This window comes from Micromonospora haikouensis, assembly GCF_900091595.1.
Taxonomy (GTDB): domain Bacteria; phylum Actinomycetota; class Actinomycetes; order Mycobacteriales; family Micromonosporaceae; genus Micromonospora; species Micromonospora haikouensis.
The window spans coordinates 14,918-40,530 of the sequence record NZ_FMCW01000007.1; the positions used below are offsets into that span (position 1 = coordinate 14,918).

18 protein-coding genes and 2 pseudogenes are annotated in these 25,613 nt (G+C 75.6%); 14 read left to right on the forward strand and 6 right to left on the reverse strand.

Features of this window, described 5'->3' with window-relative positions; all coding sequences use genetic code 11:
* The first annotated feature begins 827 nt into the window (after positions 1-827).
* The 9 genes and pseudogenes from GA0070558_RS08770 (at position 828) to GA0070558_RS08805 (ending at position 9,243) form a co-directional block, all read left to right on the forward strand.
* Positions 828-1,583 carry a lytic polysaccharide monooxygenase gene (locus GA0070558_RS08770; RefSeq protein ID WP_091277562.1) on the forward strand — a complete coding sequence of 252 codons (756 nt, stop codon included), beginning with the start codon at positions 828-830 and terminating at the stop codon, positions 1,581-1,583.
* Complete coding sequence (locus GA0070558_RS08775; protein WP_091277563.1) at positions 1,568-2,245, forward strand: DUF305 domain-containing protein; 678 nt, start codon at positions 1,568-1,570, stop codon at positions 2,243-2,245. Before GA0070558_RS08770 ends, GA0070558_RS08775 begins: the two co-directional genes overlap by 16 nt.
* A 58-nt stretch (positions 2,246-2,303) precedes the next feature.
* Positions 2,304-2,762, forward strand: coding sequence for an ATP-binding protein (locus GA0070558_RS08780; protein ID WP_091277565.1), 459 nt, complete (start codon positions 2,304-2,306; stop codon positions 2,760-2,762).
* Between the two features lie 215 nt (positions 2,763-2,977).
* Positions 2,978-5,378 (forward strand): annotated as a pseudogene (locus GA0070558_RS08785) (HAMP domain-containing protein); the annotation flags it as partial.
* Between the two features lie 57 nt (positions 5,379-5,435).
* Positions 5,436-5,657 (forward strand): annotated as a pseudogene (locus GA0070558_RS33820) (response regulator); the annotation flags it as partial.
* Positions 5,658-5,826: 169 nt separating this feature from the next.
* Positions 5,827-6,267, forward strand: a complete 441-nt coding sequence (locus GA0070558_RS08790; protein WP_077937734.1) for an EVE domain-containing protein — start codon at positions 5,827-5,829, stop codon at positions 6,265-6,267.
* A 717-nt stretch (positions 6,268-6,984) separates the two neighbouring features.
* Positions 6,985-7,716 carry a hypothetical protein gene (locus tag GA0070558_RS32765; RefSeq protein ID WP_141722180.1) on the forward strand — a complete coding sequence of 244 codons (732 nt, stop codon included), beginning with the start codon at positions 6,985-6,987 and terminating at the stop codon, positions 7,714-7,716.
* Positions 7,717-7,916: 200 nt separating this feature from the next.
* Entirely contained in the window at positions 7,917-8,522 is a 606-nt protein-coding gene (locus GA0070558_RS08800; RefSeq protein ID WP_256091826.1) for a response regulator transcription factor, read from the forward strand.
* 124 nt (positions 8,523-8,646) lie between these two features.
* Positions 8,647-9,243, forward strand: a complete 597-nt coding sequence (locus GA0070558_RS08805) for a response regulator transcription factor (protein WP_091277807.1) — start codon at positions 8,647-8,649, stop codon at positions 9,241-9,243.
* 37 nt (positions 9,244-9,280) lie between these two features.
* Here the strand turns inward: GA0070558_RS08805 and GA0070558_RS08810 are convergent, their stop codons facing one another.
* From GA0070558_RS08810 to pgi, 6 genes are all read right to left on the reverse strand, one after another.
* Positions 9,281-11,053: an ATP-binding cassette domain-containing protein gene (locus tag GA0070558_RS08810; protein ID WP_091277571.1), complete on the reverse strand. Its 1,773-nt coding sequence runs from the start codon at positions 11,051-11,053 to the stop codon at positions 9,281-9,283.
* Positions 11,050-12,771 carry an ATP-binding cassette domain-containing protein gene (locus GA0070558_RS08815; protein ID WP_091277809.1) on the reverse strand — a complete coding sequence of 574 codons (1,722 nt, stop codon included), beginning with the start codon at positions 12,769-12,771 and terminating at the stop codon, positions 11,050-11,052. The genes GA0070558_RS08810 and GA0070558_RS08815 overlap by 4 nt, the downstream gene beginning before the upstream one ends.
* Positions 12,772-12,848: 77 nt before the next feature.
* Positions 12,849-12,968, reverse strand: coding sequence for a SapB/AmfS family lanthipeptide (locus tag GA0070558_RS08820; RefSeq protein ID WP_043963346.1), 120 nt, complete (start codon positions 12,966-12,968; stop codon positions 12,849-12,851).
* A gap of 39 nt (positions 12,969-13,007) precedes the next feature.
* Positions 13,008-13,127 (reverse strand): SapB/AmfS family lanthipeptide, encoded by a 120-nt coding sequence (locus tag GA0070558_RS08825; protein ID WP_074476205.1) that lies wholly within the window; start codon positions 13,125-13,127, stop codon positions 13,008-13,010.
* Positions 13,128-13,133: 6 nt separating this feature from the next.
* The gene (lanKC, locus tag GA0070558_RS08830; protein ID WP_091277573.1) at positions 13,134-15,776 is read right to left on the reverse strand and encodes a class III lanthionine synthetase LanKC; all 2,643 of its coding nucleotides are present in this window, start codon (positions 15,774-15,776) and stop codon (positions 13,134-13,136) included.
* A gap of 216 nt (positions 15,777-15,992) precedes the next feature.
* The gene (gene pgi / locus GA0070558_RS08835) at positions 15,993-17,630 is read right to left on the reverse strand and encodes a glucose-6-phosphate isomerase (protein WP_091277574.1); all 1,638 of its coding nucleotides are present in this window, start codon (positions 17,628-17,630) and stop codon (positions 15,993-15,995) included.
* 309 nt (positions 17,631-17,939) lie between these two features.
* On the opposite strand from pgi, the gene GA0070558_RS08840 reads away from it, so the two are divergent.
* The 5 genes from GA0070558_RS08840 to GA0070558_RS08860 are packed head-to-tail and all read left to right on the forward strand — an operon-like array spanning position 17,940 to position 25,475.
* On the forward strand, positions 17,940-18,446 hold the full coding sequence (locus tag GA0070558_RS08840; protein ID WP_439709580.1) for a hypothetical protein: 507 nt from the start codon (positions 17,940-17,942) through the stop codon (positions 18,444-18,446).
* Positions 18,446-19,855: a hypothetical protein gene (locus GA0070558_RS08845; protein WP_091277576.1), complete on the forward strand. Its 1,410-nt coding sequence runs from the start codon at positions 18,446-18,448 to the stop codon at positions 19,853-19,855. Before GA0070558_RS08840 ends, GA0070558_RS08845 begins: the two co-directional genes overlap by 1 nt.
* Positions 19,852-21,348 (forward strand): VWA domain-containing protein, encoded by a 1,497-nt coding sequence (locus GA0070558_RS08850; protein ID WP_091277578.1) that lies wholly within the window; start codon positions 19,852-19,854, stop codon positions 21,346-21,348. Before GA0070558_RS08845 ends, GA0070558_RS08850 begins: the two co-directional genes overlap by 4 nt.
* Positions 21,349-21,360: 12 nt before the next feature.
* A complete protein-coding gene (locus GA0070558_RS08855) occupies positions 21,361-22,473 on the forward strand; it encodes an ATP-binding protein (RefSeq protein ID WP_091277580.1) in 1,113 nt (370 codons plus the stop codon).
* A 38-nt stretch (positions 22,474-22,511) separates the two neighbouring features.
* Positions 22,512-25,475 carry a DUF5682 family protein gene (locus GA0070558_RS08860; RefSeq protein WP_439709583.1) on the forward strand — a complete coding sequence of 988 codons (2,964 nt, stop codon included), beginning with the start codon at positions 22,512-22,514 and terminating at the stop codon, positions 25,473-25,475.
* Positions 25,476-25,613: the final 138 nt, after the last annotated feature.

Sequence of the window (25,613 nt, forward strand, 5' to 3'; positions counted from 1 at the left end):
CTCCTCGCTCGTTCCTGACGGGTGTTCCGCCGGCTTTTCTCCGACCTGCGGAACGGTGGCCGGCGCGCGTCGTGCGGACAGACCGAATAGCCCCACTGACGTGGGAGAATTCGTCGATCCGGAATCGCGTCAATCGCCGCCCAGTGACAGTCATGATTGCCTCGGGGGTGCGGCCCGTCAACCCGTGTCTTCGGTTCCCGGCGGGTTCCGTCCGGTCGTCGAGGAGGGGTCCGGTGACCGCCGGTCGTCGACCGTGCCGCAGTCGGCCGCTGGTGCGTCGTTGAGCTGGGCGGGCCTCCTCCGCTGCGCCCTCGCGATGATCACCCTCGGTAAGGGCTTCCCGGCGGCATTGCGTGGCGGTCGGAATGCCGACCCCGCAATTCCAATTCCCTAGTGGATAGGCAGCCTTTTCGCCTTCGGTTGGGCGCAAAGTTGGTCAACAGCCATCAATGGCGTGTTGTCCGAGCGGAACCGACTATCTGTCCCCACGGCGGCAGCCGAATGAATTGCCCGAGCGGCACACCCGACCAATGCCCCACCCCGTTCCACCCCCACCCCGTTCCACCCCCACCCCGTTCCACCCCCACCCCACCCCCGCTCGCGCTCGCGCCCGTGATCAAGAGAAAAGCGTCAGAGTTGATCTCCACGATGACGCAAACCTCTTGATCACCGGGGTGGGGGAGGGGTGTGAGGGGGTGGGGGTCAGGGTGGGGGCGGGGTTTACTGTTAAGAAAGTTTAATTTATGTTCATCGTATGCCTCCGGCGGGCGTGTCGGCCCAGCTCGGCGTGCTGCGCCGACGCCTGCCCCGAAACGAAGGAGCGTCACATGCGTCGAAGAGTCGTCCTCCCGCTGGCGTCGGCGGGGGCCGTCGTCGCCTCCCTGGCCGTCGCGGTGCCCGCCCAGGCGCACGGCTACGTGTCCGGACCGCCGAGCCGGCAGGCGCTCTGCGCCCAGGGCCGCGTCCCCGACTGCGGCCAGATCAGGTACGAGCCGCAGAGCGTCGAAGGCCCGAAGGGGCTGCGCAGTTGCAGCGCCGGTATCGGCCAGTTCGCCGTCCTCGACGACGACGCCCGGGGCTGGCCGGCCACCCAGGTCGGCAGCTCCGTCACGTTCACCTGGACCAACACCGCCCGGCACGCCACCAGCAACTGGGAATACTGGATCGGCGGCACCCGGGTCGCCGTCGTCGACGGGGGCGGGCGGCAGCCCGACGCCACCGTCTCGCACACCGTCAACCTGGGCGGCTGGTCGGGCCGGCAGAAGGTGCTCGCGATCTGGAACATCGCCGACACCGCCAACGCCTTCTACTCCTGCGTGGACCTCCAGGTCGGCACCGGCGGCACCCCGACGCCCACCCCGACGCCCACCCCGACGCCGTCGCCGACGAGGACGGCCACCCCCGCGCCGACCACCCCGGCCCCGCCCACCCCCGCGCCGGGCGGCACCTGGACGGCCGGTCAGGCGTACCGGGTGGGCGACCAGGTCACCTACGGCGGCGCGACGTACCGGTGCGTGCAGGCCCACACCGCCCTGCCCGGCTGGGAGCCGCCGAACGTGCCCGCCCTGTGGACCCGGCTCTGACCCGCTGGCGGGTGCGGCCCGGGCTCCCGGGCCGCGCCCGCCGTGCGGCGCTGGCGCTCGCCGCGCTCCTGGTCGCCACCGGCTGCGCGGCGGACCCCGGCCCGACAGTCCCCGCCCCGCCCGCCCCGCCGGCTGCCTCGGCGCCGACGCCCGGCGGGGACTGCGCGCGCTGCGCGCCCGCCCCGGCGGACGTGCCGTTCCTCCGGGCTATGGTGGCCCACCACGACCGGACCCGGGTCGTCGCCGCGGCGGCCACCGGCCGGATCACCGACGTCGAGCTGCGCACCCTCGTCGCCGCCGTCGACGTGACCGAGGCCGACGAGCTGGTCACCATGCGGCGCTGGCTCGCCGCGGCCCCCGACGGCGGCGCAACCGCACCGGCGGGCCACCATCCGCACCACGACGCCCACCACGACGTCCAAGGCACCCAGGGCGCCGCGGCGACCGCCGATCCCGACCTGGCGCGGCTGCGTGCCGCGCCCGTGGGCCGGTTCGACGCCGTACTCGTCGAGGTGCTCACGGCCCACCAGCGGGCGGCCGTCACGCTGGCCCGGGCCCACCTGCCGGTGGCGGTGGGTCCCGAGGTACGCGATCTCGCCGACCGCATCGCCCGCTCGCGCGCCGCGCAGCTCCGGCTGCTGGCCGGGCTCCCGGCGGCCTGACCGGCGGCAAACCGCCCGGGCCCGCCCACGTCACCTGCGGGACGTGTACGGTCCGGCCATGAGCAGCGGTGGGGGTGACGGCGGCGGCGCGGGGGCCGGCGCGTCCCGGGAGGATGCCGGGGTGACGCTGTTGGCGGAGGCCATCCGGGCCGACGGGGTGACGGCGCTGCGCCACGCCGTCACCGCCGCGGCCGGCGCCGCCGGGCTGGCCGACGTCGCCCTGGAGGACTTCGTGCTGGCGGTGCACGAGCTGGTGACCAACGTCGTCCGGCACGGCGGGGGCAGCGGCCGGCTGCGGCTGCGGCGCGACGGCGACCTGCTGACCTGCGAGATCAGCGACGACGGCCCCGGCCTCGGCGACGTACACGTCGCTCTGCCCGCGCCCCACGAGGTCGGCCACCGTGGCCTGTGGCTGGCCCAGCAGCTCACCGACGGCCTGGAGATCCGGGCCGACGGACGCGGCACGACCGCCTGGGTCAGCGCCCGCCTGCCGGCCCCGGCGGCCGACCGCCGCTGACGACCCGCCGGCCGCCCCCGATGCGGCTTGGGTGACCTTCCGGGCATACTTGCGCGGGTTTGGTGTCGCTGCCGGGCGGGCGGGCCGTCAGGCGGGTCGCGGTGCGGGGGGTTGCGATGGTCGAGCGGTCGGCGGCACGGCACGAAGGCGCGGCGCCCCACACGCCCCCCGGCCCGGTGACCGATCCCGGGCTGCGGCAGCTGCTGGCCGGCCTGACCGCGGTCCGCGACGGCGACTTCGGCACCCGGCTGCCGGAGGACGGCGACGGCCTGCTCGGCGAGATCGCCACCGTCTTCAACGGCATGGTCGACCAGCTGTCGCTGTTCACCTCCGAGGTGACCCGGGTGGCCCGCGAGGTGGGCACCGAGGGTCAGCTCGGCGGGCAGGCCGAGGTGCCCGGCGTGTCGGGCACCTGGAAGGACCTCACGGACTCCGTCAACGCGATGGCCGGCAACCCCTCACCGACCAGGTCCGCGACATCGCCGAGGTGGCGACGGCGGTGGCGCGGGGCGACCTGTCGCAGAAGATCACCGTGGACGTGCGCGGCGAGATCCTGGAGCTGAAGGTCACGATCAACACGATGGTGGACCAGTTGTCGTCGTTCGCCGACGAGGTGACCCGGGTGGCCCGGGAGGTCGGCAGCGAGGGCCGCCTCGGCGGGCAGGCCGAGGTGCCCGGAGTGGCCGGCACCTGGCGGGACCTCACCGACTCGGTGAACTTCATGGCCGGCAACCTGACCAGCCAGGTCCGCAACATCGCGCAGGTGACCACGGCGGTGGCGCGGGGCGACCTGTCGCAGAAGATCACCGTGGACGCCCGGGGCGAGATCCTGGAGCTGAAGAGCACGATCAACACGATGGTGGACCAGTTGTCGTCGTTCGCCGACGAGGTGACCCGGGTCGCCCGGGAGGTCGGTACCGACGGCCGTCTGGGCGGCCAGGCGCAGGTCAGCGGCGTCGCCGGCACCTGGCGGGACCTGACGGACTCCGTCAACTCGATGGCCGGCAACCTCACCGACCAGGTCCGCAGCATCGCGCAGGTGGCCACGGCGGTCGCGCGCGGCGACCTGTCGCAGAAGATCACCGTCACCGCGCACGGCGAGATCCTGGAGCTCAAGAGCACGATCAACACGATGGTGGACCAGCTGTCGTCGTTCGCCGACGAGGTGACCCGGGTCGCCCGGGAGGTCGGCACCGAGGGCCGCCTCGGCGGGCAGGCCGACGTCAAGGGCGTCTCCGGCACCTGGAAGGACCTCACCGAGTCGGTGAACGTCATGGCCGACAACCTCACCGCCCAGGTGCGCAGCATCGCCGAGGTCACCACGGCGGTGGCCAAGGGCGACCTGACGCAGAAGATCCGGGTCGACGCCCGGGGCGAGATCCTGGCCCTGAAGGAGACCATCAACACGATGGTCGACCAGCTCTCGGCGTTCGCCGACGAGGTGACCCGGGTGGCCCGGGAGGTGGGCACGGAGGGGCGGCTCGGCGGGCAGGCCCGGGTGCCCAACGTGGCCGGCACCTGGAAGGACCTCACCGACAACGTCAACTCGATGGCCAACAACCTCACCGGCCAGGTCCGCAACATCGCCCAGGTGACGACGGCCGTGGCCCAGGGCGACCTGACCCGCAAGATCGACGTGGACGCCCGGGGCGAGATCCTGGAGCTGAAGACGACCATCAACACGATGGTCGACCAGCTCTCGTCGTTCGCGGCCGAGGTGACCCGGGTGGCCCGCGAGGTGGGCAGCGAGGGGCGGCTCGGCGGGCAGGCCGAGGTCGAGGGCGTCTCCGGCACCTGGAAGAGGCTCACCGAGAACGTCAACGAGCTGCCGGCAACCTCACCCGGCAGGTCCGCGCCATCGCCGAGGTGACCAGCGCGGTGGCCACCGGCGACCTGACCCGCTCGATCACCGTCGACGCCTCCGGCGAGGTGGCCGAGCTGAAGGACAACATCAACTCCATGGTGGAGTCGCTGCGCGAGACCACCCGGATGAACCAGGAACAGGACTGGCTCAAGACCAACCTGGCCCGGATCTCCGGCCTCATGCAGGGCCACCGGGACCTGGAGGTCGTCGCGGGGCTGGTGATGGACGAACTGGCGCCGCTGGTCTCCGCCCAGCTCGGCACGTTCCTGCTGGTCGAGGACGGTGCCGGGGAGCCCACCCTGCGGGTGGTCGGCGGGTACGGTCACCGCGCCTCCGGCCGTCGCTTCACCCTCGGCGACTCCCTCGTCGGGCAGGCCGCCGCGAGCCGGCGGGCCATCGTGGTCGACGCCGTGCCGGCCGACTACGTCACCGTCTCCTCCAGCCTCGGCGCGGCGACGCCTCGGCACCTGGTGGTGCTGCCGATCCCCTTCGAGGACCAGGTGCTCGGGGTGATCGAGCTGGCCAGCATGAGCCGGTTCACCGAGACGCACCGCAACTTCCTCGACCAGTTGATGGAGACCATCGGCGTCAACGTCAACACCATCGTCGCCAACGCCCGCACCGACGTGCTGCTCACCGAGTCCCAGCGGCTCGCCGCCGAGCTGCGGGCCCGCTCGGAGGAGTTGCAGGCCCGCTCCGAGGAACTCCAGCGCTCCAACGCCGAACTGGAGGACAAGGCGGCGCTGCTGGCCCGGCAGAACGGCCGCAAGGGCATCGAGACGCTGATGCGCCACGACGACATCGACCTCGTGCTGATGGACGTGATGATGCCCGAGATGGACGGGTACGCCGCCACCGCCGCGATCCGCGCCATGCCGCGCTACGGGGACCTGCCGATCATCGCGGTCACCGCCAAGGCGATGCGCGGCGACCGGGAGAAGAGCATCACCTCCGGTGCCAGCGACTACGTCACCAAGCCGGTGGACGCCGAGGACCTGCTGCACTGCATCCACCGCTGGCTCGACGGCTGACGCCTCCGTCCCGTCCGGCGGGGCGCCGCGCGGGGGCGCTGGGCCGGCGCCGGGTCGCGCGTGCGGGGTCGCGCGCCGGTTCGCCGACATGGCGGCATCCGGGCGCGGGGATACCGCCACCTCGCCGACATCCGCGCCGGAGGTCCGGCGGCGCGGGCACAATGCCGGGGTGAACGAGCGACGGGTGAGCCTCGACGACCTGGGCGCGTGGCTGGTCAAGGGCAACGCCGACCGGGTCGACCTCGCGGCCCGGTTCCGGCGCGACCCCCGCGTCGAGAGTTGGTGCGTACGCCCCGGTTACCGGGCCCGCCTGATGCGACCCGGCCAGCCGGTGGTGCTGTGGGCCAGTGGCAGCCGGGGCCGACTGCCGTACGGGGTCTGGGGTGTGGGACGCGTCGCCGCCCCGCCGGTCGTGGACCGCGACGGGGGATGGTCCGTGCCGCTGGATCTGACCGTCCTCGACGAAGCGGACCGGGTGCCCCGGCACCGGCTGCGCGCCGACGCGCGGCTGGGCGGGCTGGAGGTGCTCCGCCAGCCGCAGGCGGCCAACCCGTCGTACCTCACCGTCGCCCAGTTCGCCGCACTCCGCGACCACCTTCCGCCCCACTGACCGCCCCGCCCGATCAGTCGGAAACCGGACGCGCGACGAAGATGCAGCGGGGTTACGGCGTGGCTACCATGTGTCGACGCCTTCCGAGCAGAGAGGTCGGCCCGCGTGCGTTGTCCCGCTGTCCGCTCCGCCCCAGCCGTGGTTGCCGTGGCGTCGCGGCGTGCCGGGGCCCCGTCGGCCCCGGGGGCAGCCCGACTGTGGCGGCGGGCCGGGCTGCTGCTGGCGGCGGTAGGTGCGGGCGTCGTCACGGCGGTCCTGTTCTCCGGCCCGGCGGCGGCACGTGAGGACTCGGGGCCACCCCGTCACGCCGACCCGCTCGCCGCCGCCCTCGCGCCCGGCGACGCCGGCCGACCGCGCCTCGCGTCGCCCGACCGGCCGCGTCCCGGCTCGTCCCTGCGGGATCCCGCGCGGCCCGACCGGGGGCGGCCCGTCCCGACCGGCCCGCTGCGCGGGGTGCTCCGACCGGCCCCGTCGCCTCCGGACGCCTCCACCCCCGCCCCGGCCGATCCCGCCCCGGCGAAGCCCGCCCCGGCCGATCCCGAGCCGGACAGGCCGTCCGGGCCGAGCAAGCCGTCCGAGCCGTCCGAGCCCGCCACACCGTCCGAGCCGTCCAAGCCAGCGCCCGCCACACCGTCCGAGCCCGCGCCGGCGTCGGACCGACCCGCTGTCGACCCCGTCTCCGGTGGACCGGGGGGTCCGGGCACGTCGTCCGGCGGGGTGGCGGTCACGCCGGGCGGACCGGCCGCGCCGGACGCCGCACCGCAGCACCCCGCCGTCCCGCCCGCCGGCTCGCTTCCCGCGCTGCCGTCCGGGGAGCCGGGGCGGGGCGGCGACGGGCGGCTCGCGCACTGCCTGCCGGAGGTCGTCCGCGACCTGACGAGTTCCCTCGGCGCCCTGCTCGCCTCGACCCTCTCCGGGGTCAACCAGCATCTCGTGGCCCCGATCCTGGGCCTGGTGGGCAACCTGCTCTCGCCGGTGCTGCCGGTGCTGCCCCTGGTCCCGTCCGATCCCGCCGACCCGACGGGGTCGGCGCCGCCGCGCGCGGGGCCGACACCCGGGGGCGGGCCGGTCGACCCGGTGGACGCCCCGGCGGTGGTACCCGGTGGTGAAGCGCCGTCCGCGTTCCCGCCCGTGCGGTCCGCCGTCGCGGCCGAGGCCCCGACCGGGACGTTCCTGGCCGCATGGCCGGCCGCCCCGGCCGGTGCGTCGTCGGATTCGTCGTCCGGGTCCGTCCGGGCGGCGGCGGGGCCGACGTCGGCGGGTGGCCCGAGCCGACCTGCGTCGCCCACGGACGACCGCGCCGACGACCCGCGCACCGGGTCCGGGCCCACGCCCGCAGCGGCCGAGGCCCCGCGCTCGACCGTGAGCGCGGTCGGTTACCACCGCACCGCCCTCCCGCCCGCCTTGGCCCACGGCCGGGCTCCGGGAGTCGCCGCCCATCCCGGCTGAGGTCTCGGCAGGGCCCGTCCCGCGGTCGCCGGCTCTGTGCCGTGCCGCACCGCCGACGTGGCCGTACGGGGCCTGTGGGCGTCCACCAGGGACCACCACGGGCCGACGCTGCCCGTTCCGCGCACACCGACCCCGCCCCGCCCGCCCCGAGCCGGCGTGGCCGGGCCGGCGTGCCGCGTATCCGAGATCGGAGATCCGTGGTGATCCACGTCGTCGTGGCCGAGGACATGGGACTGCTGCGCAGCGCGCTGTGCGCCGCGCTGTCGAGTGAGGAGGACATCGAGGTGATCGCCGACGCCGCCGACGTCGGCGACCTGTGGGCGGTGCTGCGCCGGGAACGTCCCGACGTGCTGGTGCTGGACCTGAAGCCGGAGCTGCCCGAGTCGGCGGAGGTGGTGGCCAAGGTGGTCGCCGAGGCGCCGGGGACGACCGTGCTGGCGATGAGCCACCGGTGGAGTCCGCCGCTGGTGGAGGCGGCCCTGGCGGCCGGGGCGCGCGGGCTGGTCAGCAAGGACGTCGCGCTGCCGGAACTGGTCCGCGCCGTCCGCACCACCGCCGCCGGGGAGCGGGTGATCGACCCGTCCGCCGCCGTCGCGGTGCTCAGCCCACCGGTCAACCCGCTCACCCGGCGGGAGCGGGAGGTGCTGCGGGAGGCGGCCGAGGGCGTACCGCTGAAGGAGATCGCCCGCCGGCTCTTCCTGGCCCACGGCACGGTGCGCAACCACCTGTCGGCGATCCTGCACAAGACGGGTGCCCGCAACCGGATGGAGGCGGTCCGCCTGGCGCACCGGGAGGGATGGTTGTAGACGTGCCGAACGGGGTACCGGCGAAGCGATCCGGTACCCCGTTCGCTCGTCGAGCGATGCATGGTGATTCGTGTTTGAATGTTCACGATCTGTGATGCGCCGAGACGCCTGGGAGAGGTCCAACGTGATCCGTACCCTGCTCGCCCTGGACGGTGCCCTGGTCCGGGGCGCGTTGTCGCTCGTCCTCGCAGCCGAGGAGGACATCCACGTGGTGGGGGAGGTGGGCCGCGGCGACGCGGTCGACCAGGCCGTCCGCGCCGGCCGGCCGGACGTCGCCGTGGTGGATTTCGATCTGATCAACGAGGGCCGGGCGATGGTGGACCCGGCGACGGCGCAGCCGTGTCCGCTGCTGGTGCTCGCCGACCCGCGCCGCGCCCGAGGGCTGCACGGGGTGTTCGCCCCGGGGCGCACCGTCGGCATCCTCGCCAGCGACGTGGCGCCGCAGCGGGTGGTCGACGGGGTCCGTCGCCTCGCCCGCCGGGAGTCGGTGGTCGACGCCGAGCTCGTCATGGCGGCGCTCGCCGCCGACTGCCCGCTGACCGCCCGGGAGACCGAGGTGCTGCGGCTGACCGCCGCCGGCGCACCGGTCTCCGAGGTGGCGGGGTCGCTGCGGCTGTCCTGCGGCACCGTCCGCAACCACCTCGGGCGGATCGCCCGCAAGACCGGGGCCCGCACCCGGATCGAGGCGGTCCGGTTCGCCCGCGAGTCCGGCTGGATCTGAGGCGCGCCGCCGGCCGGCCGCCGGCGGCCCGGGGCGGTCAGCTCCGGGCGGCGGCGGCCGGCCGGTCGTCCCAGTGGCCGACGAGTTCCCGGTACGTCGCCGACCGGGCCAGCAGCTCCTCGTGGGTGCCGAGCACCGGCCGCGCCCCGTCGAGCACCAGCACCCGGCGGGCCCGGACGGCCGAGCTGATCCGGTGGGCGATCACCACCAGCGTGCCGGGTCGCCGGGCGAAGGCCTCCTCGACCCGCGCCTCGGTCGGCGGGTCCAGGTGGCAGGTCGCCTCGTCGAGGAGCACCAGCGGGGCGGGGGAGAGGTACGCCCGCACCGCGGCGATCAGCTGCCGTTCGCCGGCCGAGAGCGCCGCCGGCGTCACCTCCCCGGCCAGCCCGCCGAGCCGGGCGGCGAGCGGGCCCGCGCCGAGGGCGTCCAGGGCCGCCGCGACCGTGGCGTCGTCGGCGTCGGGCCGCAGGTAGCGCAGGTTGTCGGCGAGTGATCCCGTGAAGACGTACGCCTCCTGGGGCACCAGCACCCGCAGCCGGGCCTGTGCCTCCGGCGGGGCGTCGGCGACCGGGACCCCGCCGAGGCGGACGGTGCCGGCCTGCGGCGCGAGCAGCCCGGACAGCAGCGCGGCCAGGGTGGACTTGCCCGCCCCGCTGGGCCCCACCACGGCGAGGTGCTCCCCGGCGGCCAGCGTCACGCCTGCGTCGTCGAGCACCGGCCGCGCCGCGACGCCGTACCGAAAGGTCAGCCCCCGGGCGCAGACGGCGGGCGTCCCGTCGCCGGGCGGGACGGGCGCGGCGTCGGGCCGCCCCACGGGCGGCTCGCCCGCCTCGTCGGGGCAGGTCCGCAGGATGCGGTCGAGGGTGACCACGTAGCGCAGGCCGCCACCCCCGACGCCCTGCACCAGCGCGTGCAGGGCGGGCTGGAGGCCGGTGGAGACGTACACCAGGGCCCCGAGCACCGCCCCGGCGGTGAGGCCCCGGTCGACGAGCCAGGGCGCGGCGAGCAGCAGCACCGCCAGCGGCAGCCAGCCGCCGAGGCCGAGGCTGAGGCTGCGCACGGCGGCCATCCGGGCCAGCGTCCGCTCGGCGGCGGCCTGGTCGGCCACCCGCGCGCCCACGTCGGCGACGACCCGCCCGGCCGCGCCACAGGCCCGCACGTCCCGGTGCCCGGCCAGCGCGGCGGAGGCGGCCCGGCCCAGCTCCTCCCCGGCGCGCACGTACCGGCGCTGCTGCCCCGCCATCGCCGGGAGCGCGGTGAGGAACACGACCACCCCCGCGACGAGGGGCGCGGCCACCAGCGCCGCGACCACCGGGTCGAGGGCGAGCAGCCCGATCAGGGCCGCGCCGGCGGCGAACAGGAACCCCCGGGTCACCATGAGCAGGCCGGCGAAGGTGTCGCGGACCAGCTCCACCTGGTGGGTGAGCCGGGCCGCGGCGGCGCTGTCGGGGCGTCCGCCGGGCCGGGTCGCGTCGTGCAGGGCGGCCCGGACCACCCGGGCGGCCAGGTCGTCGCGGAACGGTTCGACCACCACGCCGAGGCTGCGGTACGTCCGGCCGGTCGCCACCGCCCCCACGAGCACCGCCGCGCCCAGCGCCGCCAGCCAGCCGAGCCCCGCGCCGAGCCGACCGGCCAGGAAGCCCCCGTCGACGGCCCGCGCCACCAGGGCCCCCGACAGCAGCGCCGGCAGCGCCTCCACGGCCGACCAGCCGGCCAGCCGCACCACGGCCGCGCGCCGGGCGCGCAGCGCCGCCCACGTCGCCCGCCGAACCCCGGGCGTGCCCGCGTCGGAGGTGTCCCGCGCGCTCACCCGGCCTCCCCGTCCGCGCGGAAGACCGCCCGGTACGCCGGGTCCGCCCAGAGCCGGGCGTGCGGGGCGACGGCGCGCAGCCGGCCGCCGTCGAGCCACACCACCAGGTCGGCCGCCGCCGCCGTGGCGGCCCGGTGGGTGACCACGATGCGGGTACGCCCGCCCGGCCGCCCCGTCACCGCCCGGGAGATCCGGTGCTCGGTGACGGTGTCCAGGCTGGACGTGGCGTCGTCGAGGATCAGCAGCCGCCGCGCCCCGGCGAACGCCCGGGCCAGCCCGAGGCGCTGCGCCTCGCCGCCGGAGAACGGCGCGTCGGCCAGCGGGGTGCGGAAGCCCTGCGGCAGCCGGGCGACGACGTCGTCCACGGCCGCCGCCTCGGCGGCCCGCCGCACGGCGACCGTCGCGGGGGAGCCGTCGGCCGGGGGCGCGGCCTGCTGCGGGGGCAGCGCCAGACCGACCGCGTCGTGCACGGTCGCGCCGACCAGGGCGGGCCGGTCGAAGGCGTACCCGACGGCGCGGCGCAGCTCGGCCGGGTCGAGCCGGGGCAGCGGCACCCCGTCGAGCCGCACCTGACCGGCGTCGGGGTCGTGCAGCCGGCCGGCGACGGCGGCGAGGGTGGACTTGCCGGCGCCGGAGGGGCCGACCACCGCCACCGTCGCGCCGGCCGGGACGCTCAGGTCGACGCCGTCGAGGACGGGCCGGCCGTCGTCGCCGCGCACGGTCACGCCGTGCAGCCGCAGCGCCCCCGCGCCCGGCGGCAGCGGGGCGTCGCCGTCGGCCGGTGCCGGCAGGGCCAGCAGCTCGCCGACCCGGGCGGCCCCGGAGCGGCTGCGCACGAGCCGGTTCAGGGTGGCCAGCACCGCGCCCAGCCCCGCCCCGGTCGCCGCGTAACGGACCGCCGAGACGAGCTGACCGGGGGTGAGCCAGCCGACGGTCAGGGCGTACCCGCCGACGGCGACCACGGCCAGTTGCAGCAGCGGCGCCACGGCGGCCGTGCGGGCGCTGGCCCGGGCCAGCAGCTCCCAGCCGCGCCGGCCGTGCCCGCCCAGCTCCGGCAGGGCCGCGAGCACCCGGGCCTGCTCCCGCCGCCGGGTCCCGGCGGCGGCGATGGTCCGCGCGCCCGCGAGGGACTCCAGCAGCCGGCCGGCGATCCGGTTCAGGGCCTTCTGGTAGCCGGCGGTGGCCGCCGACGCGTCGGTGACGAACGCGCGCATCAGGCCGGCGAGCAGCAGGAGGCCGGCGAGCAGGGTCACCCCCAGCGCCGGCTCGATCAGGGTGAGCGCGACGACGCTGCCCAGCGGGGGCAGCAGCGCGATCGCGCCCAGCACGACGGTGTTGCCGGCCTGGCCGGCGTCGGCGGCCTGCCCGACCAGCCGGCCCACCAGGTCGCCGACCGGATACCGGCGGGCGGCGCGCACGTCGAGGGCGAACAGGTGCCGCAGCAGCCGGCCGCGCAGCCGGGCGGTGGCACGGGCGGCGCCGTAGCCGGCGGCCAGGTCACCGAGGGTGTCGGTGGTGACGAGCACGGCGACCAGGGCGCAGACGGCCACCGGCCACCAGCGGCTGCCGCCGGTCAGGGCGGCGTCGACGGCGAGGCCGAGCGCCGCCGGCAGCAGCAGCTCGGCGACGGTGCCGGTCAGGGTGACCGCGCCCAGCGCCCAGGCCCACGCCCCGGCGTCGCGGGCGGCCTGGCGGAACGGCCCGTCGTCCCTGCGCATCGGCGCCTCCCCGTGGAACGGCGGGCGGCCCCGGGTGGACACGTCTGTCCACCCGGGGCGCCGCGGAACGGTCTGGGTCAGTTGCAGGTGGTGACGGAGAGACCGCTGTCGCCGCAGAGCAGCAGGCTCGCGCTGGAGCCGCCGCCGGTGCGGTCGGCCGGGGCCATCTCGAGGCCCTGCAGGTCGAGGAGCGCCATGTCGATCAGTCCTTTCGAAGGTGGTGCGGTGGATGGGGGTCAGTTGCAGGTGGTGACGGAGAGACCGCTGTCGCCGCAGAGCAGCAGGCTCGCCCTGGAGTCGCCGCTGGTGCGGTCGGCCGGGGCCAGCTCGAGGCCCTGGAGGTCCAGGAGTGCCATGTCGAATCACCTCCTCCCGTCGGTTGGCGGGTCGTGGTCGCCCCCGGGGCTGCGGGGGAGTTCGGGCGCGCCGGCCAGCGGCGCGAGGAAGGGCAGGGTCGCCGGCTCGTCGTGCCGCGCGCAGGCCAGCGCGAGCAGCACCCCGGCGGCGCCGGTGCCCAGGTCCATGGAGAGGCGCAGCAGCTGCTCGCCGGGGAAGGCGGTCCCGCCGCCGTACGGCAGGGCGTGCCAGCCGAGCCGGCGCAGCTGCGTGTCCAGCTCCCGGCGGCTGTCTGGTTCGCCGAGCGTGGCCAGGTACGCGATGATCCCGGCCCGCCCGGCGAAGAGGCCGGACTGGGCGTAGAACGGGGACCGGGCGGCCCGGCGTGCCCCGGCGCTGGCCTCGGCGAAGCGCTCGTCGGCGCGGTGGCGCAGGTACTGGTCGAGGACCAGGCCGATGCCGACGCCGCCCTGCCCGAGGTACGGCATGGTGCGCCAGCCCTCGTTGACCTCCAGCGCCCCGTTCGGCCGGACCACGCACCGGCGCAGGTCCTGCCGCAGCGCGGTGGCGGCGTGCTCCAGCAGCGCCGGGTCGCCGGTCAGCTCGTGCATCCGCACCAGCAGCAGCGCCGCCCCGGTGCGCCCGCGCAGCAGCCCCGCGTACGGGTGCCGGCCGCCGCTGATGTCCGGGCCGGGGTCGTCGGCGAGCCGGTCGAGCACGGCGGCGGTGATCTCGTCGGCGGCGTCGCGCAGCGCGGTCTCCCCGGTGCGCCCGGCCAGCTCGGCGAGGTTCAGGGCGATGCCGGACAAGCCGTTGGCCAGGCTCAGGTCCAGCTCGGTCCACGGCTGGCGCAGGCAGACGTCGAGGACGTCGAGGGCGTCGGTGCGGCGGCCCAGGTGTTCCAGCGCGTACGCCACCCCGTGCAGGCCGTCGTAGAAGCCGATCCGGGTGCCCGACGCGGGGGCGGTGGCCCGCCGCGCGAGCCACTGTTCGTGCTCGGGGAACCGGCCCGCGCCGCTGACGGCGAGGGCGTGCAGCACCCCGGCCGCGCCGTGGGCCAGGTTGAGCCCGCCGCTGCGGAACTGCTCGATGTCGCCGGGGAAGAGCCGGTCGTCGCGGTGCGGTGTGGCGCTGGCGAGGATCGCGGTGGTGATCCGTCGGCGCGTGCCGGGCCAGTCGCCGGTCGCGTCGAAGGCGTCGTCGCCGCCCGCCTGTGCGCGACTGGTCACGGTGTCCCCGTCGCCGCCAGCGTTCTCGCGTCGGCCGGCGCCGGTGATCTCGGCGACCGCCTCGGCCAGCCACGCGCGGGGCACCGGGAAGCTCTCGGCGACGACGTCGGCGAGCTGGGCGGCCTTGTCCGGGGCGAGCCGGACGAGCTGGGTCAGCGGGAGGAACAGCGCCAGGCGCAGGCAGGCCAGCGCGTACCGGTCGACGGCGGTGCCGGTCCGGTCGTTCGGCGCGGCGAACCCCTGGTTGCGCAGGCCCGGGCGGCGGTGCCCCTCGATCGGGGCGGCCACCTCGAAGTCGACCAGGGCCACCCGGTCGTCGGGGCGGACCATGATGTTGAACAGGTGCAGGTCGCCGTAGACGAGGCCGCGCTCGTGGATCGCGGCGACGATCGCCTCGACCTGCGCCAGGACGTCGCGCGCCCAGCGGGCGTACTCGGCCCGGTCGGCGTCGGTGGCGTCGGCGTCGATCAGCGGGTACTTCTCGACGACCACCTTGTTTAGCGACCGGCCCTCGACGAACTCCAGGGCCAGGAACCGGTGGTCGCCGATGGCGAACTCGTCGTGCACGGCGGGCACCTGGGGCAGGTCGGCGAGCCGGCGCAGCGCGGCGGCCTCCCGGGCCAGCCGGGCCACCGCGTCGACGCCGTCGGCGTCGAGGCCGGCGTGCGGGCGGGCCTCCTTGAGCACCACCTGGACGTCGGTGCGCAGGTCCCGGCCCACGTACAGGCCGCCGCCGTTGGAGAAGTGGATGACCTTCTCGATCTTGTACGGCACCTCGGTGGTGCTGGTGGCGTTGCGGGCGGCCAGGTGCGGGGCCAGGAAGTCCGGCAGAGTCACCCACTCCGGCAGGTGGAACACCGGGTCGCGGCGGTCGGGCACCAGCGTGCCGGCGGCGTCGGCGATCGCGGGGACGACCTGGCCGTCCGGGGAGAGGCAGTAGCGGCGGGCGAATCCGCCGTAGCGCACGTGCACCGGCCCGGCGCCGTAGCGCAGGTCGCTGAGGATGTACGGCCCGGCCTCGCCGGCGAGCAGCGCGTCGAGCTCCTTGCAGGCCAGCTCCAGCTCGGCGGTGTCGTGCGGGTAGATGGTGACGAACTTGCCGCTGGCCGACCGCGACGCGTACTTCGAGTTGCGCAGCAGCAGGGTGCGCGGCCCGCGCAGGAACTTGAACGACAGCCCGCGCGGCACGCAGTAGTCCCACACCGCGTCGAGGACCCGCTCGGCGTTGTCGAGGGTCGCCGACACGTGGATCTTCCAGCCCTGCTGGGGCAGCGAGCCGCCCTCCGGCGCGTGGATCAGCCAGTCGTCGAGCGGCTCTCGACGCCAGCCGGCCGGCAGGTCCCGCTCGGCGGCGGCGAACGCCGGCTGCGCGACCGCGCTGCCCAGCGAGTCGTAGAAGAGCCGGTCCGCGGCGCAGTAGTTGTCGTAGCGCTCGTCCACCGTGACCCCCTCCGCGATCTCGGCCGGTTCCGTTGCCCGGCGACGGATATGAGTCTCGTGGACCGGACCCGTCCGCCCCCAGTGCAGTTAGTCATGACCGTGGATGCGGGCCGCACGGCCCGCGATGACAAAAGTCACCGGCGACCCGTGCCGCCTCGAAAGAAAGAACCGGCCGACGCCGCGGGGGCGTCGGCCGGTTCCGGGACCGCGGGCCGGTCAGTCGGTGGCGTGCCGCTGCGCCCGGTAGCGGGCGATCAGGGCACGGGTCGACGAGTCCAACCCGGACAGGTCGGCGTCGTCGCCGGTGAGCAGCGGCGCGAGCTGGTTGGCCATCACCTTGCCCAGCTCCACCCCCCACTGGTCGAACGGGTTGATGTCCCAGATCGCGCCCTCGGTGAACACGATGTGCTCGTAGAGCGCGATGAGCTGGCCGAGCACCGCCGGGGTCAGCTCGGCGGCGACGATCGAGGTGGTCGGGTGGTTGCCCGGCATCACCTTGTGCTCCGCCAGTTCCGCCGGGGTGCCCTCGTCCTCCACCTGCTCCCGGGTGCGCCCGAACGCCAGCGCGGCGGTCTGCGCGAAGAAGTTCGACATGAACAGGTCGTGCATGTCATCCAGGTCGTGCCGGGGCCGGCTGAACCCGATGAAGTCCGCCGGCACCAGCCGGGTCCCCTGGTGGATGAGCTGGTAGAAGGCGTGCTGACCGTTGGTGCCGGGCTCGCCCCAGAAGATCTCCCCGGTGTCGTACGACACGCGCGTGCCGTCCAGCGTCACCGACTTGCCGTTGCTCTCCATCGTCAGCTGCTGCAGGTACGCGGGGAACCGGTGCAGGTACTGCGAGTACGGCAGCACCGCGTGGGTCTGCGCGCCCAGGAAGTTGGTGTACCACACGTTGAGCAGCCCGAGCAGCGCCGGCACGTTGCGCTCCACCGGCGTGGTGCGGAAGTGCTCGTCGACGGCGTGGTAGCCGGCCAGCAGCTCCCGGAACCGCGCCGGCCCCACCGCCAGCATCACCGACAGCCCGACGGCCGAGGGCAGCGAGTAGCGTCCGCCCACCCAGTCCCAGAAGCCGAACATGTTCGCCGGGTCGATGCCGAAGTCGCGGACCCGCTGCTCGTTGGTGCTGACCGCGACGAAGTGCCGGGCCACCGCCGAGGCGTCGCCGCCCAGGCCGGCGAGCAGCCAGTCGCGGGCCTGCCGCGCGTTGGCCAGGGTCTCCTGGGTGGAGAACGTCTTCGACACCACCACGAACAGGGTGCTCGCCGGGTCCAGGTCGGCCGTCGCCTCGGCGATGTCGGTGGGGTCGATGTTGGAGACGAACCGGCAGGTGATCCCCGCGTCCCGGTACGCCTTCAGCGCCTCGTACGCCATCACCGGCCCGAGGTCGGAGCCGCCGATGCCGATGTTGACCACCGTGCGGATCCGCTCACCGGTGTGCCCGACCCACTCGCCGGAGCGGACCCGGTCGGCGAACGCCGCCATCCGGTCCAGCACCGCGTGCACGTCGGCCACCACGTCGCGGCCGTCCACGGTCAGCGCCGCGCCCGCCGGAGCGCGCAGCGCGGTGTGCAGCACCGCCCGGTCCTCCGTGGTGTTGATGTGCTCCCCGGCGAACATGGCCGCGATCCGGTCGGTCAGCCTTGCCCGCCGCGCCAGGGCGGCGAGCAGGGTCAACGTCTCGTCGGTCACCAGGTTCTTGCTGTAGTCGACGTGCAGGTCCGCCAGCTCGCCGGCCAACCGCTCACCGCGGTCCGGGTCGGCGGCGAACAGGTCGCGCAGGTGCGCGTTCCGCAGCTTCTCCGCGTGCGCCGCCAGCGCCCGCCACTCGTCGGTGGTGGTGATCTCCTCGGCCATTCCGGCTCTCCTCCCGCACCTGCTCACAACCGTTGCGCGGCCGTAACCGTACCTGCGTGCGCCCGGCCGCCCGGGCCAGCCTGCCACCAGCCGGGACGTGTCGCACCCCCGGCGCGCGCATCGCCGCCGCCCGTCCGGCCCGGCGGCGAACCTGTCGTACCCCGGGGGCATGATCTTTCCCAGGACGGGCGCTGCGGGGCCCGGTTCCGGCGGGCCACCGTGCTCCGCCATTCCCCTGTCGTCGCGCGCCGGCCCACGGCCGGCGCCCCAGTCGGCGCGCCCGCGGGCGCACCGGTTACGGAGGTCGCAGTGCCCCAGACGCAGCACGCACCGTGGGAGCGGCGCAGCCTCGCGCCGGTGCTGCCCGCGGTGCGTCCCCGCAAGCTCGCGAAGGTCCCCTTCGTCGAGCTGGCGGACGGCCGGTTGCAGGGGGTGGTGTCCAGCGGCTCCGACATCGAGCGGGTCTACGTCTCCTCGATCGCCGCCGGCAGCCACGCCTTCCACTGCTCCACCAACAACAACCGGCCCTGCGGCGGCCTGCGCGGCGCGCCCTGCAAGCACCTGCACGCCCTGCTCGACGAGGCCGTCCTGCAGTACGGCGTCGCCCGCGTCGCCCGCTACCTGCGCATCGACGCGCCCGACGGGGCGCAGACCGGCGGCGACCTGCTCTGGGGGATCGACGGCCACCACGAGCCCACCCCGGCGGCGGTCGTGTTCAGCCGGTTCCTGCGCCACCTGGCCTACCTGGAGCTGCCGGCGGCCGACGGGCCGCTGCCCGAGCTGCACTGGTTCCCGGCGACCGGGGCGGGCCGCTGATGCGCGGGGCCCAGCTCACCGCGCTGGTCGACGCCGCGCCGGCCGGCGTCGACGCGGCCCTCGACGTGGTCGCCGGCCTCGACGACGCCCTGGTCGCCGGCCTGGCCCGCCCCGGCGAGACGCAGCTCGCCGCGCTCGGCGACGTCGCCGCCGCCCTGGCGGTCACCCCGCTGGGCGGCCGGGTCGCCGAGGCGGTCGCGCAGGTCACCGCCGGGGCGCCCGCCGCCGAGCACCTCGCCGCCCTGGCCGGGGCCCGCGCCGCCCTGCTCGGCGCGGCCCACGACGCCCTGCTGGCCGCCGCCGACGCCGCGCTCGGCCGGGAGCGCGCCGCGCCGCCCGCCCCGGCGGCCGGTCCGCTGCCGGACGGGGCCGCCGCCCCGCTGGCCGCCGCCCGCTCCTGGCTGACCGAGCTGGCCATCACCGGCTGGCGCGGGGTCGGCCACGACCTGGCCGCGGCCGGGGGCCGGCCGGTCGAGGCGACCCTCGCCGTCGCGCCGCTGCGCCGCCTCGCCGTGCTCCTCGACGGCCTGGCCGGCGAGCTGGCCGCGTCCTGCCCGGTGGCCACCATGCCGGCGGTGCCGGCCCGGCGGTGGGCCGACCTGTGGGCCCGCGCCGTGCTGCTCGCCCAGGACACCGCGGGCGTGGCCGACCCGGCCGCCGTCGAGCGGGTCTCCGGCCGGCTGCTGGTGCTCGGCGTCGACGTGCACGAGCACGCCACCGCCGTCCAGGTGCAGGTGCACGGCGTCCTCGAACCGTCCGGCGGCGCCCCGGCGCGGCTGGTCCGCACCGCCGTCGCCGCGACGAAGGTCGACACGATCGTCGGCCCGGCGCTGTGGCGGCTGCTCGCCGACCACCCCGTCCTGCTGGCCGCGCTGGCCGAGCGCCGCGCCCTGGAGGTGACCGACCTGCCGCTGGCCGGCGGCGACCTGTGGTGGCGCGACGGGCAGGCCCGCGCCGGCGAGCCCGCCGACCCGTTCGCCACCGCCCGGGTGCTGCTGCCCGCCGCGCTGGCCGCGCCGACGCCGCCGCTGGACCGGCACCCCGTCGCCGTCGCCGAGCCGGTGCTGCTGGAGGGCTACGCGGTCGACACCACCGGCGACGACGTCCGGCTCACCGTCGACGGGGCGAGCATCGCGGTCGACATCGACCGGCTGCCGACCTGCGGCCCGCTCACCCCCGCCCTGGTCGCCGCCTCGACGGCCTGCCTGGGCCTGCTGCGCTGGGACGCCGGCCGGTGGACCGTGCAGCCGCTGGCCGTGCAGAGCACCGTCAAGCGGGCCACCGTCGCCGCGCACACCGGCGACTGGGCGCAGGGCCCCACCGACGCGAAGGTCGCCAAGGCCGAGGCGAAGGCCGGCGACTCCGTCGCCGTGCTGCGGGAACGCGCGGGACGGCTGCTGCGCCGATGACCACGACCCCCGACACCCCGCAGGGCACGCCCGCTCCCGGGCCCGGCGACGCTGCTGCGGGCCTGCCCGTTCCCGGGTCGGACGACGCCGCGCGCGCGCCCGTGAACCCCGACGCCAACCGCCGGCAGGTGCTCTACTGGCGGCTGCTGGCCCGGCTCTTCGACCCCGAGGAGCAGCCGGCGCTGGAGGCGGCGAGCGTCGCCGTCGTCGACGACCTCGGCCTGCCGGCCGCGCTGCTGGACCCGTCGGTCTCCGTCGACACCGTCGTGCAGCGCTTCCCCGACCTGGCTGGCGAGCTGACCGGCCTGCTCACCCCGCCCGAGCCCTCGCCTGGTCCCGAGCCTGCGGCGGGTGCGGGGTCCGCCCCGCCCGCGGATGAGGCGGTGCCACCGGGCGACGGGCCCGCCCCGCCGGCCGGCGGGGCGGAGGTGCGGCGGGCCGCGCTGGTGTCGAAGCTGCTGCTCAACGTGTTCGCCACCGGCGGCGGCAGTGTCAGCGCCACCCAGCTCGCCCGGTGGCAGTCCGACGCCGGCTGGTTCGAGCGGGCGCTCGGCTGCGAGCCCGGCGACCTGCGCCGGCAGGCCGGCAACGGGCGCGACGGCGGTGGCCTCGGCGGGGTGCTGGCCGGCCTGGAGGGCGACCTGGTGCGCCGGATGCACCTGCGCGAGGTCCTCGCCGACCCGAAGCTGGCCGCGAAGCTCACCCCGAGCATGTCGCTGATCGAGCAGCTGCTGCGCGACAAGTCGAACCTGTCCGGGGTGGCGCTGGCCAACGCCAAGGCGCTGATCCGCCGGTACGTCGACGAGGTCGCCGAGGTGCTGCGCACCCAGGTCGAACAGACCAGCGTCGGCACGATCGACCGGTCGGTGCCGCCGAAGCGGGTGTTCCGCAACCTCGACCTGGACCGCACGATCTGGAAGAACCTCACCAACTGGAGCCCGGAGGACCAGCGCCTCTACGTCGACCGGCTCTTCTACCGGCAGACCGCCCGGCGCACCACCCCGGCCCGGCTGATCGTGGTCGTCGACCAGTCCGGCTCGATGGTCGACTCGATGGTCAACTGCACGATCCTGGCGTCCATCTTCGCCGGCCTGCCCAAGGTCGACGTGCACCTCATCGCGTACGACACCCGGGCGCTGGACCTGACGCCGTGGGTGCACGACCCGTTCGAGGTGCTGCTGCGCACCAAGCTCGGCGGCGGCAACGACGGCCCGGTGGCGATGGCCATGGCCCGACCGAAGATCACCGAGCCGCGCAACACCGTGCTGGTCTGGATCTCCGACTTCTACGAGTTCGACCGCTCCCAGCCGCTGTTCGACGGCATCGAGGCGGTGCACCGCTCCGGGGTGAAGTTCATCCCGGTCGGCTCGGTCAACAGCTCCGGCACGCAGATCGTCAACCCCTGGTTCCGGCAGCGCTTCAAGGACCTGGGCACCCCGGTCATCTCCGGCCACATCCGCAAGCTCGTCTTCGAGCTGAAGAACTTCCTCTAGGAGACCCCTGACATGTCCGAGATGTTGCGCGCCCCCGCCGAGGTCACGTTCGCCGAGGAGCTGGCCTGGCTGGAGTCGGTCGACACCGGCCCGAAGCCGTTCTCGTGGCGGCTCAGCCCCCGGATGGTGCGGCTGTTCGTCCTCGGCTCCGAGCGGGCCGACGGCCTCGACCGGGAGGTCGCCCAGAAGTGGTTCGGCGACCGCAGCTTCGTCGAACGCGCCATCGTCACCCTCGCCTCCGACCGGGGCCTGCTGCTCATCGGCGACCCGGGCACCGGCAAGAGCTGGCTCGCCGAGCTGCTCGCCGCCGCGATCTGCGGCAACTCCACCCTCGTGGTGCAGGGCACCGCCGGCACCACCGAGGACCACATCAAATACTCGTGGAACGTCTCCATGGTCATCGCCAGGGGGCAGTCCCGCGAGTCGATGATCCCGTCGCCCATCATGACCGCGATGGAGCAGGGCGTCATCGGCCGCTTCGAGGAGCTGACCCGTTCCACCAGCGACGTGCAGGACGCCCTGATCTCCATCCTGTCCGAGAAGTACGTCGCCATTCCCGAGCTGGACGCCGACAACATCGTCTTCGCCAGGCCCGGCTTCTCGATCATCGCCACGGCCAACAGCCGCGACCGGGGCGTCAACGACCTCTCCTCGGCGCTGAAGCGGCGGTTCAACTTCGTCCGCATCCCCGTGGTGACCAACAAGCGCAGCGAGGCGGAGATCGTCCGGTTCCGCACCGAGGAGCTGCTGCGCCGGCACCGCATCGAGCTGGACGTCCCGCCCACCCTGCTGGACATCCTGCTGCAGAGCTTCGCCGACCTGCGGGCCGCCGCCGCGTCGGCGACCAGCGACGACGAGAAGCTGGAGTCGGCGCTGTCCACCGCCGAGCAGATCGGCGTGCTGGAGGACGCCATCCTGCACAGCCAGTTCTTCGGCGACCGCACCCTGCGCGCCGAGACCCTCGCCGGCTCGCTGGTCGGCTCGCTGGCCCGGCGCAGCCCGGAGGACCTGGCGATCCTCAACAAATACCTGCACGGCGTGGTGGAGCCCCGGGCCAAGGCCGACGGCGGCCCGTGGGAGGGCTTCCTCGACGGCGGCCGCCAGGCGATCGCCACCCTGTCGTGACCGGCCCGACGACCACCCCGCCCGGCGCGGCTCCCGGGGTGCACCCACCCGGCGTCGTCGCGCCGGTCCCCACCCCGCCCGCCGGCGTCGCTGTCCCGCTCGCCGGCGGCTCCGGCGCGTTCGACGCGCTGCGCGGACAGCTCACCGACGCCGCCGCGGCCTTCGCCGGCAGCCCCGGCGCGCTCGCGGAGATCCTCACCGGGATGATCGACGACGTCGACCGGGCGCTCGGCGAGCGGCTGGAGATCTTCCCGGTCTGCCACCACTCGCCGGCCTCCGCCCTGGCGATGGCGCGCCGGCTGCGCGCCAAACGACCGAAGGTGATCTACCTGGAGCTGTGCGAGGACCTGCAGCCCCTGCTGGGGGAGCTGCGCAACTGCCGCCTCCCGGTGGCCGTGCAGGCGTTCGCGTCGAAGCTCGACGGCTTCCCCGCCGAGTGGGCCCCGCTCAGCGTCGTCGCCCCGGTCACCGAGGCGTCGGCGGAATACCAGGCCATCGCGTACGCGCTGGAGACCCCCGGCGTGGAGTTGGTGCTGGTGGACCGCTCGGTCGACCACGTCTTCCAGTGGGCGCCCCGCGACCCGGCCGAGGGGCCGGCGGGCACCCCCGACGCCCCGGCGGCGGCCGAGGAGGAGGCCGCGCTGCACGGCGACGCCGTCGGCGTGGAGATCGGCGACCTGCGGCCCCGCTTCGCCGAGCTGGAGTCCTACCTGCTGCACCACGGCAAGGTCCGGCACTGGTCGGAGTGGTGGGACCAGTACGTCGAGCAGCCCCTCGTCGCCGCCGACCACGAGACGTACCGGCAGGTGATGGTCCTCATCGGCAGCCTGTTCCGGCGGCTGCGCCCGGCCGACGCCGACCGCCTCGACCGCGACGCCGACCGCGAGCGCTACATGTGGACCCGGATGCGGCAGCACCTCGCCGCCTCCGGCGTCGACCCGACCGACTGTCTCTACGTCTGCGGCGCGTTCCACGCCGCGAGCCCCGTCGAACAGTTCGGCACCGGGCCCGACGCCGCGCCGTACGAGATCAGCCCGCGCACCGCCACCCGCTGGCTGTACGGGCTGATCCCGTCCAGCCACTCCGCCATCGAGGCGCAGTTCGGGCTGGCGCCCGGCTCGGTCTCGATCGCGGCGGCCATCTGGGCCAAGGCGGTGTCCCGCTCCGGGGTGACCCCGTTCCGGCTGGCCGGGCAGGCCGGCGGCAGAGCGGCGAAGGGCCGGGCCCGCAGGGCCACCCCGGCCGAGGCCGCCGACGAGCCCGTCACCGATCGACTGTCGGGGTTCCTCGCCCGGCCGCCGGTCCTCGACGAGCTCGACGAGGCGGAGCTGCGCGGCTGGTGCGTGGACATCGTCCGGCTGGCCCGACGCAACGGCTACCTGGCCAGCACCGCCGACGCGATCGCCGTGTTCGAGACGTCGATCCTGCTCGCCGGGCTGCGCAACCGGGCCCGACCCACCCCGTACGACTTCGCCGACGCGGCCGTGACCTGCATCGAGAAGGACGTGGTCCCGGGCCGGCGCGACGTGCGCCGGCTCTGCGAGATCCTGCTCGGCGGCGACCGCATCGGCCAGGTCGGGTACGACGCCCTGCCCCCGCTGGCCCGCGACGTGCTCGACCGGCTCGCCCCGCTCGGGCTCGACCTGGACAAGCGCACCATCCAGCGGGCCCTGCTGGACCTGACCGCCGACCCGGCCGTGGCCGGCTGCTCGGACCTGCTGTGGCGGCTGCGCCACCTGCTGCCCCGCGACGCCGTCCGCCCGATCATGGGGGAGCGCCGGCTCGGGGAACGGTCGACCCAGGAGAGCTGGGACCTCGCCCTCGGCCGCAACCAGCGCGCGCTGATCGAGCTGGGCTACGAGGGCGTCACCGTCGAGCAGGTCCTGGAGCAGCGGCTGCGCCGCCGGGCGTGGGGGCCCCGGGCCACCGCCGCCGTCGCCCTCGAAGCCGTCGAGGACGCGCTCCTGCTGCTCGACGGCCGCCGGCTCGTCGACGAGCTGGGCACCCGGGCGGTGGAGCTGCTCGCGGCCGAGCGCACCGTCGACGAGGCCCCCGAGGTGCTGCGCCGCATCCGCCGGCTGCTGGCCCACTACCGGGCCACCGAGCCGACCCTGCCGCCCTGGTGCGCCGCGTTCGTCACCACCGGGTACGCCCAGTACTGCACGCTGCTGCCCACCGCGTTCGTCGACGCGGAGACCGGGGTGCGGCAGGTGGGCGCGATGCTCGGCTTCCTGTTCGGCATGGAGAGCCTCGCGCTGTCCCTCGGCTGCGACCGTACGCAGCTCGAACTGGCGGTGCGGCAGTCCCGGCCGGAGGCGCCGGCCCGGGTGGCGCTGCACTGGGCCGCCCAGCACCACCTCGGCCTGCTGCCCCTGGCGCAGCTGCGCGCCCGCAGCGCAGAGCTGCTGGCCAACCCGCTGGTGGTGCCGTCCTTCCCGCAGTACCTCAGCGGGTTCGTGCAGGCCCTGGAGCCCGTGCCCGGGCTGGCGCCGTTCGTGGTGGAGGTGATGTCCACGGCGTTCGCCCGGCTGCCCGACCCGGTGCTGCTGCCGTGGCTGCCGACGCTGATCACCACGCTGCGCGCCCAGGCCGGCGAGCTGGTGCCGACCCTGGTCCGCGAGGCCGGCCGCACGTTCCCGGCGGCCCTACCCGTCCTGGACGCCTGGGTGCCCCCGTGGGCGCCCCGGCCGGCGGGCGGGTCGGCGGCGGGCGGGTTGCTCGCCCCCGGGGCGCTTGTCCCGGGACCGGTGACGGCGGGATCGGCGGCTGTCGCGCCCGGCCCGCTGGTCGACCTGCTGGCGGGCCACCCGGCGACCTGCGACGCCGTGGCGGAGCTGCTCGGCTGCGCGGGCGGCTGGACCCTCGACCCAGCCGTCACCGGCTCGGGCGGCCTCGGGCCGGGCGGCCCCGGCTCGGCGGTCGCCGTCGGGGCCGGAGGGCTGCTCACGGCGTACCCGGCCACCGCCGCCGCGCTCGCGGCCCTGCTCGCTCCGCCGGCCTGACCGTTCCGACCCGGGCGGCCCGCCCGCCGCTCGGGCGACGAGCCGGATGATCGACTCCATGTCGGCGACATCGGGGCATCCCCGTCGCAGGACACCCCCGTGTCGCCGACATGGCGAGCCCGCTCCGCCCCGCCCCGC

Coding starts and splice junctions, on each gene's coding strand:
- GA0070558_RS08770 (WP_091277562.1), top strand. CDS start 828: ATGCGTCGAAGAGTCGTCCTCCCGCTGGCGTCGGCGGGGGCCGTCGTC.
- GA0070558_RS08780 (WP_091277565.1), top strand. CDS start 2,304: ATGAGCAGCGGTGGGGGTGACGGCGGCGGCGCGGGGGCCGGCGCGTCC.
- GA0070558_RS08815 (WP_091277809.1), bottom strand. CDS start 12,771: ATGCGCAGGGACGACGGGCCGTTCCGCCAGGCCGCCCGCGACGCCGGG.
- GA0070558_RS08820 (WP_043963346.1), bottom strand. CDS start 12,968: ATGGCGCTCCTCGACCTGCAGGGCCTCGAGATGGCCCCGGCCGACCGC.
- GA0070558_RS08825 (WP_074476205.1), bottom strand. CDS start 13,127: ATGGCACTCCTGGACCTCCAGGGCCTCGAGCTGGCCCCGGCCGACCGC.
- pgi (WP_091277574.1), bottom strand. CDS start 17,630: ATGGCCGAGGAGATCACCACCACCGACGAGTGGCGGGCGCTGGCGGCG.
- GA0070558_RS08845 (WP_091277576.1), top strand. CDS start 18,446: ATGCGCGGGGCCCAGCTCACCGCGCTGGTCGACGCCGCGCCGGCCGGC.
- GA0070558_RS08850 (WP_091277578.1), top strand. CDS start 19,852: ATGACCACGACCCCCGACACCCCGCAGGGCACGCCCGCTCCCGGGCCC.
- GA0070558_RS08855 (WP_091277580.1), top strand. CDS start 21,361: ATGTCCGAGATGTTGCGCGCCCCCGCCGAGGTCACGTTCGCCGAGGAG.